Origin of the sequence: Bacillus sp. RO1 (genome assembly GCF_012524115.1) — a bacterium.
Lineage (GTDB): Bacteria > Bacillota > Bacilli > Bacillales > Bacillaceae_I > Sutcliffiella_A.
Window position 1 is genome coordinate 152,420 of the sequence record NZ_JAAZWB010000084.1, and the last position, 14,087, is coordinate 166,506.

General features: G+C 33.9%; 11 protein-coding genes. 3 read left to right on the forward strand and 8 right to left on the reverse strand.

The window, feature by feature from the left end:
• The first annotated feature begins 133 nt into the window (after positions 1-133).
• The 3 genes from ltrA (at position 134) to HC179_RS15900 (ending at position 3,856) form a co-directional block, all read left to right on the forward strand.
• Positions 134-1,945: a group II intron reverse transcriptase/maturase gene (ltrA, locus tag HC179_RS15890; RefSeq protein WP_168865189.1), complete on the forward strand. Its 1,812-nt coding sequence runs from the start codon at positions 134-136 to the stop codon at positions 1,943-1,945.
• A 77-nt stretch (positions 1,946-2,022) separates the two neighbouring features.
• Positions 2,023-2,979 carry a Mov34/MPN/PAD-1 family protein gene (locus HC179_RS20930; protein WP_205825352.1) on the forward strand — a complete coding sequence of 319 codons (957 nt, stop codon included), beginning with the start codon at positions 2,023-2,025 and terminating at the stop codon, positions 2,977-2,979.
• Positions 2,972-3,856 (forward strand): ThiF family adenylyltransferase, encoded by an 885-nt coding sequence (locus tag HC179_RS15900; protein ID WP_168865190.1) that lies wholly within the window; start codon positions 2,972-2,974, stop codon positions 3,854-3,856. The genes HC179_RS20930 and HC179_RS15900 overlap by 8 nt, the downstream gene beginning before the upstream one ends.
• 16 nt (positions 3,857-3,872) lie before the next feature.
• Here the strand turns inward: HC179_RS15900 and HC179_RS15905 are convergent, their stop codons facing one another.
• The 8 genes from HC179_RS15905 to HC179_RS15940 form a co-directional block, all read right to left on the reverse strand.
• Positions 3,873-4,739, reverse strand: coding sequence for a hypothetical protein (locus tag HC179_RS15905; RefSeq protein WP_168865191.1), 867 nt, complete (start codon positions 4,737-4,739; stop codon positions 3,873-3,875).
• Positions 4,720-5,481, reverse strand: a complete 762-nt coding sequence (locus tag HC179_RS15910) for a hypothetical protein (RefSeq protein ID WP_168865192.1) — start codon at positions 5,479-5,481, stop codon at positions 4,720-4,722. Before HC179_RS15910 ends, HC179_RS15905 begins: the two co-directional genes overlap by 20 nt.
• A complete protein-coding gene (locus tag HC179_RS15915; protein WP_168865193.1) occupies positions 5,468-6,058 on the reverse strand; it encodes a hypothetical protein in 591 nt (196 codons plus the stop codon). Before HC179_RS15915 ends, HC179_RS15910 begins: the two co-directional genes overlap by 14 nt.
• A 120-nt stretch (positions 6,059-6,178) precedes the next feature.
• Positions 6,179-7,036 carry a tyrosine-type recombinase/integrase gene (locus HC179_RS15920; protein WP_168865194.1) on the reverse strand — a complete coding sequence of 286 codons (858 nt, stop codon included), beginning with the start codon at positions 7,034-7,036 and terminating at the stop codon, positions 6,179-6,181.
• Positions 7,037-7,460: 424 nt separating this feature from the next.
• Positions 7,461-9,083, reverse strand: coding sequence for a hypothetical protein (locus HC179_RS15925; protein WP_168865195.1), 1,623 nt, complete (start codon positions 9,081-9,083; stop codon positions 7,461-7,463).
• Between the two features lie 989 nt (positions 9,084-10,072).
• Positions 10,073-11,104, reverse strand: coding sequence for a hypothetical protein (locus HC179_RS15930; RefSeq protein WP_168865196.1), 1,032 nt, complete (start codon positions 11,102-11,104; stop codon positions 10,073-10,075).
• Between the two features lie 482 nt (positions 11,105-11,586).
• Positions 11,587-13,041: an FtsZ/tubulin family protein gene (locus tag HC179_RS15935; RefSeq protein ID WP_168865197.1), complete on the reverse strand. Its 1,455-nt coding sequence runs from the start codon at positions 13,039-13,041 to the stop codon at positions 11,587-11,589.
• Position 13,042: 1 nt separating this feature from the next.
• Positions 13,043-13,474 (reverse strand): hypothetical protein, encoded by a 432-nt coding sequence (locus tag HC179_RS15940; RefSeq protein WP_168865198.1) that lies wholly within the window; start codon positions 13,472-13,474, stop codon positions 13,043-13,045.
• Between the last annotated feature and the right edge of the window lie 613 nt (positions 13,475-14,087).

Sequence of the window (14,087 nt, forward strand, 5' to 3'; positions counted from 1 at the left end):
ATGAACGTGGAGGGATAGCCACTAGTCTAACAGAAAGATTAAGTCCACTAATAAAAAGTAATCGTTTCTAATGAGTTATAAGGTTCGAGTAAGACTAAGAGTGGTTTTTCTCCTTTCAAGGAGGGACCGACTTATGACCAAGGAAAAGAAAACAAAGTTAAGGCACTCAGAATACTACTCAACTCAAGAAAAACAAGATGAATTGTATTCAAGAAGCCTAAACAACAATAACTTTTATAACCTTATAGAACTTATGAGCAATGAAAATAACATAAGGCTAGCATATAGAAACATTAAGAGGAATAAAGGTAGCAAAACACCTGGGACTGATGGACTTACTATTAAAGATATCCAATGTCTCAGTATAGAAACAGTAATCTCAACGGTTAAATCCAAGTTCGATAGATACACTCCTCATTCTGTAAGAAGGGTGTTTATTGACAAACCAAATGGAGATAAGAGACCTTTAGGTATTCCTACTATATGGGATAGAATCTTCCAGCAATGTATATTACAAATTCTAGAACCTATTTGCGAAGCTAAATTCCATAAACACAGCTATGGATTCAGACCTAACCGTAGTACACACCATGCTATTGCAAGAATGAATGACCTTATTAATAAAGGGAAAAAACATTATTGCGTAGACGTTGACATCAAAGGCTTCTTTGATAATGTGAACCATGGAAAACTTCTCAAGCAAATATGGTCTCTTGGAATAAGAGATAAAGCACTACTTTGTATAATATCTCGTCTTCTTAAAGCTGAAATTGAGAGTGAAGGAAAACCGACCAAAGGAACACCACAAGGTGGCATCCTAAGTCCCCTACTCTCAAATATCGTGCTTAATGAGTTAGATTGGTGGATCAGTAACCAATGGGAAACTTTCAAAACAAGAAGAACCTATAGAACTGAAAAAAATAAATACGCCCCTCTCAAAAAGACTGGATTAAAGGAATGCTTTATCATCAGATACGCGGACGATTTTAAAATCATGTGCAGTAATTACCACACCGCTCAACGGATATTTCACGCTACTATTGATTTTCTAGAATCCCGACTAGCACTTGAAATTAGTGCAGAAAAATCTAAGGTAATTAACCTTAAGAAAAAGGGCAGTGAATTTTTAGGTGTTAAAATCAAAGCCACCCAAAAAGGGAAAAAGTTTGTAGCGCAGTCCAAAATGACTGAAAAAGCTAAGGAAAAAGCTAAAACACTGATTAAATCACAAATCAAGAAAATCAAAGATAAACCTGATGCTGAAACTGTCTGGAACTATAATGCAGTGGTAATGGGAATACAAAATTACTATTCAGTTGCTACCTTTATAACAATAGACCTAGCGGAGATTAACTACTCTATTAGAACCGTGCTACACAACCGGTTAAGAGAAAATCTTGCAGAAGCAAATCAAGACCACATGACCAAAACCCTCAAAAAGCGATATGGCAAATACAAACCTAAACTTTGGAGAATTCAAGGAATGGTTTTAGTCCCCATATACGCTCAGAGGAATAAACCTGCTATGAACTTCTCCCAGGATACCTGTAACTACACAGCAAATGGGAGAACAAAAATTCATAAAGGGTTAAAATGTGTTAGTCGTGAAACATTAAAGCTTCTTGCCAAATCCTATATCAGAGGTACAAGTATCGAGTACAATGATAACCGTATCTCCAAATTTGTTGCTCAATATGGAAAATGCTTCATCCTAAAAGACGAACTTCATATTAATGAAATTCACTGTCACCACATAACTCCCAAAGAGTTCGGTGGAGATGATAGCTATCACAATCTCACGATTGTCCATAAAGACATTCACAAATTAATACATTTGAAGGATAAGGACAAGATTACACACATACTCAAGAATCTTTCTCTTAATAAAGAACAACTTGCGAAGCTAAACAAGTTGAGGGTAAAAGCACACAGAGAAGCGATATAAGGTTAAGGACTAATCAAAGTTAGATGGAACGCCGTATGCGGTGAAAATCGCACGTACGGTGTGAAGCGGGGGAAAAGTTGGAGATAACCTCAAAGACTTACCTATCGCTACTGTTTAATATTACTGACGAAGTAGCAATTAAAAAACAGCAAGAGGAAGAAGCGAGAAAGAAACAACAAGCAGAGGCACGCAACCTTTTAGAAGCTGCGAAAAAGAATGCAGCAACAGGAACCAATGGTAATGCGCCAGCTGCAAAAAAAGAAAGCGACCCATTTGAAGTGAATTTTGATACGAATATCTATCACCTTGGAGAGCAACTACCAATCACGGAATATTTCTCTACAGAGGAGATTGAGAACGGAATTGCTACAGTTTCAAAAGAGGAGACCAAGTATCAAAAAATCACCGGTGAGGAAGTAAGAAAAAGATTAGAGAAAGATTATCCAGATCTAGTAGCAGCTTATACTGAGATGGTCTATCTAAAGAAAAAGAATATTATAATTGCTGTACCAAAGGCAAAGAAGAAGGGACTCTCTAATTCAGAGAGTTCTTTTTCTACTAAGAAAATCCCTTTTTCCTTACTTAAAGACTTTATCTCTTTATCTAAGCAGTATTCTGAACGATTTGGAGTAGAGTTACATGCGGATATATACGTCAATGTAAAAACAATGGAGTTTTTTATGGACATTCCTCAACAAATTGTAAGTAGATTTTTAGTTCAACCTGTTGAAGAGGCATATTCTATTGCTGAGAGATTGATGGACATTCCATTTAAAAAGGTGATGGAAATCCATTCGCACCATACAATGGGTGCTACCCCTTCTTCTATTGATGATGAAAGTGAAAGGTGCCCTGGTATCTTATACGCTATTGTAGGGAGGGTGGACAATTTTTTTCCAGAGCTAACTCTACGGATATTTGATCCTGCTTCAGAGAGGCATATTAAGATTAACCCTTGTTTAATCTTTGAAAGTCCTTTTGATGACACGGTTAGCATTAATACAGATATGGTTGAGGTGTTAGAATATGTCTAAAGTGTTGAATTTTTTAACTCCTGACTATAACTATTATCCTCCTAGTAATAAGAGACTATTTCCCGTAATTTGCCAAGTTGGAGTCGGCGGGACGGGCTCAGCAGTTGCACAACAGCTATCCCAAATGCTTATGATGTTTGGCAAAAAAAGTTACTATTGTTTAGCAGATCCAGATACTATTGAAAATAAGAATATCAATAATCAACTATTTGTTGAAAGTAATATAGGAAAAAAGAAAGCGGAAATACTTGCTGGTAGATACAGCCAGGCTTATGGTATTCCTGTTCATTCTTTCACAGAGAGCTATATTGAAGATGTAAACGCGCTTAGGAGACTTTTTAATATTGACTACCATAGCTATTCAGGAAGTACAGACGTAGTGTTACCTATTCTCATCGGTTGTGTGGATAATAATTACACGCGGAGAATATTTCACGAATTATTTGAAACAGTACCAACACTATTATACTTAGATTCTGGAAACGAAAGTGCAGCTGTACCTAATGACTACCCAGTTAGACCTAAAAGCCAATGGACAGAAGATGAACTAAAAGACTATAACTTTAGTGGTTGGACTGGCCAGGTGTGCGCAGGTTTGAAGTGGCATGGTCAAACTATCTTGAAGCCAGTTGCTTCTAGATTCCCTGAAATCATGGTGGATGATGATGAAATTAAGCCTTCTCAGCTAAGTTGTGAGGAGTTAAGTGCATCAGATCCTCAAAGGTTGCAAACAAATAGAATGGCAGCTCTGGCACTGTGTTCCTATCTTTCTGAGTTATTTGAATGTGGTACCATCTCCAAGAGTTTAACAGTATTTCATGCCCAAAAGGGTTATATGAAAAGTGAACTAATAAATGAAAACACCCCATCTATTTAGATGAGGGTGTTTTTTCTTATGTTTGAGGAACTAGTTGATAGAATTCTTCTACCACCGATACATTTACTAAGACATTTGGTAACGGTATTTGATTTCTATTAGAAAAGCGATAGGCTATTTTTTGGGAAAATGATGTTATTTCATGATCAGCTATAATATTCAACATTTGGATATTAAGGATATAACCATTTACTTCTTCATTTGGAGTGTTAATAGCAATTGCTGTAATATCCCCTACTCTTTCTCGTTCGTCGTTTACGGTTGACCACCAATGAATATCCCAGGTTTCCACTTGGCTATTAATAGTTTGTAATTTTATATATGTTTGAGGAGTTATGAAGTTAAGATCGTACCCATTTCCTAATAGTGTTTTACTTTCTTTTATCTCCTGGATGTCTCTCTTCAATCTCTCATCTAAAAGAGCTTTTCTAGAACCGAGGCATGTTATATCAAAGATTACTTGGTTAACTAAATCGTATATATTTTCATAGTTTGTAATCATCCACATGACATATTTTTGAGTTGGAGCAGTTCTAATGATTTCTTTTAGAGTCTCTTGATAAGCTTTCCTTAACATGGACGGTACTTCATTTGTTAAAACACCAATCGGCTGCTCTAAAAACTCTTGTGGTAAGTTGGTATCTTCATCACGGAGAATTTCAAGCATTAGATAATATCCTTGGAAGAATTGACTCTTACACACCTCTTCAAATATTCTTTCAAATTCATCGTGTTGCTCTTCACGCAATTGTTTTTTAAACTTTTGCGCATAAAAATATATATATCCTGAAAATTCATCCCTAAATTCTTGGTTAGTCTCAAAGTGTGACTGTAAAATCTCTGATGTGACAGTGGTGGTATATTTACTCTTCTCCATGTTCATTCTCTACATCTTCCTCCGTTTCTTTTGGGGCATCGGTGTTTTCTGGTGACTCTTCTTCTTTTTCTTCTTTAACGTTATCATCTATTTTTTCGTAAGGTGCTGAAGGACTTTCGCTTTCAAACTTCCACGAATCGCCTTCTTTCACAATAGAGATAATATAAAAAGCTTCATCGCCTTTTGCTAATGTATCTTTACGATAAAAGTATCCGCTGTTGCCGTTTTTGTCTAAAACAACTTCTGTAACTTCATAATCAACAGGGATTAACCCTTTTTGCTCTTTAAGAATCCCTTGGACATTGCCAAATACTTGAAGCGCTTGTTTTTTATTATCGAGTACGTTTTCTTTGTAATAGGTTGTACTTTGTTTACTAAGGAATTCATAATACTCTTCTGGATTCCACTTCATAGAAAAGAAGTTATACGTTGCAAAAGCTACAGCTTTAGAAAACTCCACTTCGCTTGTGAATGTTTCCTTTTCAAGTATCAGATCTTTTATCTCTTTGGATTCTAATACTCTCATATCCTCTTTATCTATGTTTTCGAGTATTTCATCCAATGGCCGCTCCATCTCTTGATAAGCTTCCATCCTTTCTTCTTCCACTTTCTCTTGTGCTTGTATTTCTTTCTCTAAATCCTTCTTTAGTGCTTCTACTCTATCAATCTCTGATTCCAATCCTTTATTGTTACACCCCAGCAGAGTAACGCTTACTAAAGAACTGATAAACACACTACGCCATTTCATAAGACCTCCACTGCCTTTCTGCTCCATTTATGGCTCTAGTAATGTATTTTTTTTCGCTTTCATTTAAATAATTCGCTATTTCAACACATTCGGATAAGCCGATTTCTTTATTAATCGCGCTTAAGAGCAAATTAGGTACATCGAGTATTTTTAAGGTTTTAGGATTAGGTATAGCTAAAACACCTATTAACTTATGAATAAAGTAACTTATAGAGCGATTGGTTACGATGCTTTCCTGGCAATTTATCAATATCCCTTCTAATTGTCTTTTGCCAAACAGGATAATAAATAAATAAAGAATATCTTGTGAAATATTTGCATTAACAAAGCTTTCTTTATTTTCATTCCATTTCGAAAGGATCTGACTATTATAGCTGTTAAACATTACTGAGCATTCTTGTGATTTTCTATCTATCCTCACATATAGACTTAGATCGTTTATAGATATATATTGTTTTAGATACTGTTCTTTTGAGGGATGATAGGAAAATATTATACTTTCTTTATTTCTGCATACCTCCCCTCCTCCTATCAATACAGAAACAGTTAGATCTTCCATTGCTTTTCTAATATTCAATTTCAACTCCCCCCCCCTATATAAACAAAAAACCCCACCAATAAGTCAAAGGTCTTGTTCTAAACCTTTGTTTTATCAGTGGGGTGTCCCATGTATATTAAATTCTACTAAATTATACTATCAGGAATTATATCTTTCAATTGCTAATTTACTTAATTCGGCAGCTCGAACTTTTTCTATTCCTAATGTTTCTGCTATTTGGTCAATTACATAGTCTCTAGAAGTTTTTAGATAGTGCACATAGGCTATTCGTATATCATCTAACTTAAACCTCTTCGGTAGAGAGTAATCGTCTCTAATGTACTTTAAATAGGTATACAAGCTATCTATTTCAATCGGCACGAATTCATTGGTTTGCTGCCTTTTGGTGGTAAACACATATTCCCCTGGGTTAAATTGTGTATCTATATAAAACGATTCAAACATAGTTGCGTCACTTTCTGTCAGCTGCACAATTCTATTCTTATTGTTTCTAGTTTGGATATGAATTGAAATGTTACCGTTAGAATTAATGGTAACATCATCTTTGCGAAAATGGAATTCTGAAAAACGTAACCCATTTAAGGCAAGCACATAGATACATTTTGTCATTAAATTATATCGGCAATCGCTCAATATTCTGGATTTCAAATCAAGTAGGAGCTTATATGAAATATCATTAGGTCCTGCATCTTGGACTTTCATCCGTTTAATTTTTACAGCAGGATCAATGGGAACTTTGTCATTTTTCCATAAATAATCAAAAAAAGTCTTCAATACTGCTATGTGTTTATTGATACTATGAATGCTGTTGCCATCATTTAATTTTGATAGCATAAACCCTTTTATGTCAGAAGGATTAATTTCATGGAGCTCTGGTTGTTTTTTGTGTGTCGAATCAAGGTAAGCGAAGAACCACTCTACACAAGTTAGGTAAGTTGTAATAGTTTTTTCTTTATACCCTTCATTTTCTAAATACTGCTTAAATCCATAGCTCATAAAACTCCCTCCCAATGTGGCTATGCCTATATTTATTTATATGTAATTACAACTTTAAAAATAAAACCTTTTAAAAGAATAATGTCTATTAGACTTTTAAACTACTTGATATGAATGTTTCTATTCTACTAAATTCGTAAAAATAACAAATTCATATACTCTATTTCCCATTATTTTATAGTACAAATAGCCCGATAGCAACAAATGCACCCTTTTTTTGTACCAAAAGTATCCAATAGATAATTTGGTAAAAACAGCTTTAATGATGCCTGCTGCTGGGGTTAATCTACCATTTTTATACACAATTGATGCACATTTAATTAACAGTATTAACATTCTCCACATAGTTCACATTAAAAATATTGCTTTTTTACGAATTTAGGCAAAAAGGGAAAAACCCTAATATCCTGCTTTTTTAAAAATTCTATGCATGGATCATGCTGCTTGTAGCGAATTGGTGGCGATTATTATTGTACTCATCAAGAAGAAATTTCTCTAACTTGAATCCAAAAGGTGTTTTGATAAATACATTCTTCTCCCGCTCTAATGTATTTAACTTTTTCATCATAATACTAGGAAGTTTATGTAACTCATCCTCTTTCGTAAAAGGTAACACTTTCCCTATAAATTCAAATTCTAGTGCTTCATAGGCATTAGTACTAACCTTTAATTGTCCTGCTCTTTGTCGTACCAGTTCTATACCAGGAATACAATCTAAATCAGGGTTAGTTCGATACTGAAGGTCTGATTGAGAAGTAGCATATATAGCAGTTAGTTTCTTATATGCAATACGACTCACATGACGAAATTCTTTTAAGCTTAAATGGCTCAAAGTACTAATGAATGTGAAAATCCGGTCTTCTTGTACGGCACCGCGCTTATATCCGTAAATTAAATAATCATAGATTCTCTCTTCTCTTAAAATGCGCTTATAATCAATTTCTCTCTTGTGACGAATGGATTTTTCTACAAACTGCTCCATGTTATATGGAAGCTGCTTTGTCTCTTTCCATAATTCAGCTATTTCCTTTACAGCATGTCTAATTGCATTTCTGGATTGATCCTTCAGAATATAAACAAGGTTTTTAAATAAAGAGCCCTTATATTGCCCTTTTAAGGTTTCACTTGTTAGTTCCCCTACACCCTCACTAGCAAATTCAGTTTCAATGAAGCTAGCTTGGCGAGGGTATGTTTCTTCTGGTTGTAAAGGAAAACGATATTCCTCTTTTGGTGTTTTGTAAAGAATATAAGCAGGGTTAATCATAAGATTGGCCTTTTCATACCGCTTGCCCCTTCTCTCAAATAAAGGAGCGGATAATGGTCTAATGAAAAGTGATTGGCCATCTGCTAATTCGGTATCTACTAGCTCCTTAATAACATTTTTCACGTCACTATTTTGCTGCTTTAACAAAAGGCTTTTAAGTGAGAAGTGATAAACTGGCTTTTCTGTAAAAACATTTACGTCTGCGAAGTTATAAGAACGATACGACTTATAACTTCTGCACAGCTGGAGCAAATATAGCTTCCAGGACCCTACAGGCATCTTAATAAACTTTTGATTAAATACAATAGGATGAACAACTACATATCTATGTAGAATCGGCTTCTTTCCTTCCGGTGACTTCTCTTTATTAATAAAGTGATTAATAGCAATAGAGATACGTTTGGTATATTCATTCTTTTCCACTCTAATTAGTGATAGGTGCTGAAATTTCTCCAGCGAAGTGTAAAATTCTTGAAAGGATAATGGGAATAAATGAGCTACTCTTTCTTTATATAGTCGGTGAGGAGTTACTTCTGATATTACTCCTGAAGCATTACACGTAACAAACAGACTTAAGGCGGTCATAATATCAGATTTTGTAACATGGTGAAGTCTTCGCTCTCTAGATGAAAGCGAAGAAATGAAAGTTTCTTTGAGGTTGTACTGCTTTTCTACTGAAAAGAGTTCATAAATAAACTCAACTGGCACAATAATGCCTTTCACAGATGTTTTTTCAAAAGAAAAGTATTGACTTATGGAATCTGGAATTTGTAAACTTGCCACGTTGACTACCTCCCTCTTTTAAAAACTACACTTTCCTTTGGTACAAATGTACTTATGGAAAATTGAGCATTTTAAAGAAAGGCAGCTAGGATGCATTCTACGGATCAAGCCGAAAATATCAATAAAAATATAAAAAAGTGGCATATTTTTTTGAAAATGACAGACCAATCCAAAATCCGGTAGATCGTCACAAAAAACACACCACTCCACTATATATTTTTATATTTATCTCTCTTTTTTGTAAGAACTTACTTATTGAGTATTTTTATCTTTGTTGTTATAATGTTCTTAGTTAAATTATCGTTTTGGTTTTGAGTGTGAGTGGTGTTTTTGTGACGGTGCTTCCAGCGCCTGTTCCTTAAAAGCTTGCGCTCTCTTTTTTTGTTTTTTTTTGAGAACTATTTTTGGGTATAACAAAAATAGCGTCTAAAATCATAAATATTTACTCTGTTTAGACATAGGTGTGGTAGTTAGACTACTCCCCTACTGGTATTACAAAAACAAAGTATATATTTATAAATTTAGCCACTTATCTAATCCCACCCTTATGTTAGCACAGTGAAAAATAGATTGTAAATATGTTTTTTTTTTAAAAGTCGAAATTTGACAATTTTAGAAACTTGATAAAAAAAGCTAAAGATGATATATTTATTACACAATCTAATAGTTTTTTACGTAATAGCGTAAAACACTTATATAATCCCAAAAAAGCCCTCGGTTCTCATGAATCGAGGGCTTTTTGTATTTAACAACAAACAAAAACAAAAAACAGACCGCTTTAATCGCGATCTGTTGGTAGGTTAGTATATAGAAAATGTACTAGTTTAATTCATAATTGTGACTGTTACCCCGAAAACTACTCCAGTAACTAATACACCAACCATTATTTTGTCAGCTAGGGCCTGATTAGTCTTTGATAATAAATGGAACATACAATCACCTCACCGGTTTAATATCCATATTATAACTTAATAGTGATTAAATGTAAATTATTTTTCTTCCTCTGCTCCAGAACTTACTTCTAACATAGTTTGAAAGACTTGGTCTTCCGCATCAACACGTGAGAGGATCTTGTTTGTTTTTTCATCCAGTTGCTTAATTTTAGGAAGATACTGCTCTTTTGCTTTTTGTACAGCAAGGTGAATTTCTTCCTTCTTCTTTTCTAGTTCTGTCCGTCTGCCTTTTAATTCTGTGTACTTTTCATTCAATTCGTCTGATATTACTGGACCAGAGCTTGCCTCAGCCTCTATCATCGTAGCTACCTCATTAAACATCGCTTCAATATCTACTTGAATACGTTTTACTCCAAATAATTTACTCCAGAGATTTTCTTTTGGGCGTTCACGATCTATCTTTTTTATAAGCTCTTTTGTAATTGTAGGATTGGATGCTGCTTGTTTTTGAATGGTATGTGTCCACTCAATAATTTCTATTTTTTCTATGACATCAGAGATGGATTTTTCCCACTCTACTTGTTGTTGTTCCGCTGCTGAAATTCTTTCTTGCCATTCTTTCTTTTGCTGCTTTAGTTGATTTAAAAGAAACATATTTTGCAGGTTGTCCAACTTCTCTTGCATTTCGTCAAGTTCTTCTGAATAAGAACTATCGTTAGATGGCATAGGCATACTAGAGTTGATGGAATTTTTATTAGTAGCAGTTCTTAATGGGCTATAAGATTCTACTCTAGTACCCACAATACTAGCTATATCTATCGGTGATTTTCCTCCTTTTTCAACCAAAACAAAGATCATCTTGAATTTAAAGAGAGAAATTAAATCTAATCGAAGTTGATGCCCTACTCTAGGTACATCTAGATAAACATGTAAATCATTCCGCTTGATATAGTTTCTGATTTGGTAATCCCTTCCGTCCAAATCTAATAAGAAAGTAGCTTCACGGGTGGAATATGAACTTTCCACGTGTACTTGTTCGAATAATGAGCCCTGGTAAATATGCTCTTTTAATCCCATACGCTCTAAGGTTTTAAATAATGGATCATCTTTAAGTTTTTCTTCTATCAATTCTTTAAGCTTTTCCCTATCCAGCGGAAACACCACCTTCCGTTTAATTCTAATAAGTAAATATTACTCTTAAAAACTATAGAATACAACAATTTATGCCCTTAATTGAGCGAAATCAAGCTTATTATCGCAATTGATTTTGAACGGTAAAGTAAGATAAAAACCTATAATTTTAAATTATTTAAGTGATTTATATTAATTATCTATTATTATCGGTAAATCTATCAGTATCTAATATAAATAAATAATAAGCGGTAGCTTTCAATTAAAATCATGTGATTTACTTCGATAGTTAAATTGATTTCCCTTAATTTTCTTTGATTTTGTCCAATCATTTGGAATCGCTGTAATTATCGTTTGCTAATTCAGTAGATAAGTAGAATAGTGTGATTGATTTTGATTTATCTGTTTTTATTCTTTGGAAAATGTGAGAACAATGAAAAAAGCTTGAGGTGGTAGCCCTCAAGCTTTATAAATAGCTTTTAATCTTCTAATTCCGAGAAATCTAATGAATCGAGATCTAAATTGTTTTCTTTTGCTTTCGTATCTTCCTTTTTATCTTCGTTATCAAGGTCAAATCCAAATTCAGATAAGTCTATATCCATATCATTGAACTCATCTTCTTCTGAGGTAGCTGCAATAGAAGCAATTGCGGAATCTTTAAAGATATATTGTTGTTGCTTAATCTTAAATTCCTCAAACTCCTCAACTAAACCTTTTGCTAGGCGAGTAGGGAGGGCCTCTGTCTTATAAAAGGTGTAAACACTAACCTGGTAGTCGTTATTACCAACCAAGTATCCAGAAAATACAGTGCCACTTATAGGAAGGGCATCTACAATGCTTTTCTTAGATTTATCAATAAAAGAGCTACTGAACTGTTTATCTTTTGCTAAAACAGCTAATAAGCCAACGTGGTGAACTTTAGAAGCTACAATAGAACCATCTTCTTGCTTTTCTGTTATTTGGATTGGATCGTGAAGATAACTAGATTCAATAGACTTTTTAAACATATCATTAATGTCATGCTCATTCGTAACATCTTTAATATTTTTCTCAACTTTGTTAAGTACCAGGCAACCTCTATGTTCTAAAACTAAGCGCTTAAAGTCGGATTTATCAAAAATAACAGAAGTTCCGCCACCGGTTGTTGCTGTGTTGACTTCGTGGATTATATCTCTAATTTTTATGTTTGCATAATCTCGGTAGTTATCAATCTTCATACCTGTTTTGATGGTATCAGAAAGTCCGTCGTATTCATCGTAGAATTGCTGATTGTCAGCAAAAATAACGAAAGCAATTCCTTTTGATTTATCCTTTGAAAGCTTCCAGATTCTTTGGCTAAAATCATTTACTTGTCTAAGTACATCGGGTCCATCATCACGGACAGGTAAAGTTACTACTATTCCGATTTTTACTGTACGACTATCTGCATTCTTAACAGCTTGTAGCATATATTTCTTAATATTTTCTTTAAATTCTTGAGGGGGAGTAGATTGTTGAAGCTTTACTAACTCTTCCTTGATAATCGGCTTATTATGGAAGTCGTTAAACTCTTCGATTGCTTTGATAATAGTGGACGTTCCTGTTCCTCCACCTAGACCAGCGAAGAAAAGTACCAATTCATCAGAAGGGCGAACTCGGTCAGTGATAAATTGCTTTAGTTTTTCTTTAACATCTGCAGTATCTTCAATAACTTTCATAGCTTTCTCAGGGTTTTTACCTAATCCACCTAGATTTAAAGAGACTTGATTGCTTTTAGGTACATGTTTTAAACCTTCTAGGTCTCCGTCATTACTATTTAAAGCGAGGCAATTGTAAACCGGTGTACCATCTTTCTTCTTCAATTCGCCAAACATATCAACCATTCTGTTACCAGCTTGCCCAAAGCCTACCATAGTCATATTAATAGCAGGGGAATTACTCGTAAACTTATTCATATTAGACACTCCTTGTATTTGATTGTTTAGATCGTTTTATTAATTCTTCTAATACCTGTACACCTCTGCGTGTCAAGAAGATAAACTTATAAGGTTTAATAGCCTGGTAGTGTAGTAGAGACATGCTTAATAATTTATCTACGATACCTTCAGCTGTTTTTCTGTATATGTTTGTAACTGCTGTATTATATGTATAGTTGTTTCTCCCTTTAGTTAAGCGAGTTTTTCTTTCTACCGTTACATTCTCCACGATATCATTAATAGTGATGCCGCTAATAGCATTCTCTTCGCTCTGTTTCTTCTTTAATGATTTGCCTATAAAGAAAAATACTTTTTTAGTAGATTCTTCTTGTTCGATAATGTCGGCAAACATAGATATCTGTTCTGGTTGTAACATTACTTCTACGTGTTTAATGTGCAGCTCACCGTCCAAATCGTTTCCTCCTTTTATTTATTTCCTTTATATTACCTTATATAAGACTCTTAAACAAGAGTCTTGACTTGAGTTTTTATAATTAATTTAATATTTTAAAACTCGTTAATAGCTTATAAATAAAGGGTTTTTTTATAGACTCTATATTAAGAGTGTGAAATCCTTTTATTGTGGCTTTTCTTCATCATTTTTGTTTGTTTCCCCCGCTTAATATTAATAAATGTACCTTTTCTTAGAAAAAATATAGTTGAATGTATATAAAATCGTCGTTTCTAATATGCTTTTGAATATATAGAGTCTAAATAAAGAGTGTAAATATAAACGCTTATATAACAATGATTATTAAAAAAAACACAATTATATATAATAGTTGAGTATATATATAGACTCTATAATATGAGTGTATAAAAAGACGCAAAAAATAGTATTAAGTCTTTGTGTTTCATCTCCCCCCTTAAGGTTTATTAACTGGTGATGGAAAGATGTTACTGGATCTCTTTTCTATATTACTAACTTTTAATTCACTATTAGCTCTGTATATTAGCCATAAGAAATAGCTTGGTTACGCTTCATATATTTAGTACAAGTTCATAGGTTCAAGTTCATAGGGTCA

Coding starts and splice junctions, on each gene's coding strand:
- ltrA (WP_168865189.1), top strand. CDS start 134: ATGACCAAGGAAAAGAAAACAAAGTTAAGGCACTCAGAATACTACTCA.
- HC179_RS15900 (WP_168865190.1), top strand. CDS start 2,972: ATGTCTAAAGTGTTGAATTTTTTAACTCCTGACTATAACTATTATCCT.
- HC179_RS15905 (WP_168865191.1), bottom strand. CDS start 4,739: ATGAACATGGAGAAGAGTAAATATACCACCACTGTCACATCAGAGATT.
- HC179_RS15910 (WP_168865192.1), bottom strand. CDS start 5,481: ATGAAATGGCGTAGTGTGTTTATCAGTTCTTTAGTAAGCGTTACTCTG.
- HC179_RS15920 (WP_168865194.1), bottom strand. CDS start 7,036: ATGAGCTATGGATTTAAGCAGTATTTAGAAAATGAAGGGTATAAAGAA.
- HC179_RS15935 (WP_168865197.1), bottom strand. CDS start 13,041: ATGAATAAGTTTACGAGTAATTCCCCTGCTATTAATATGACTATGGTA.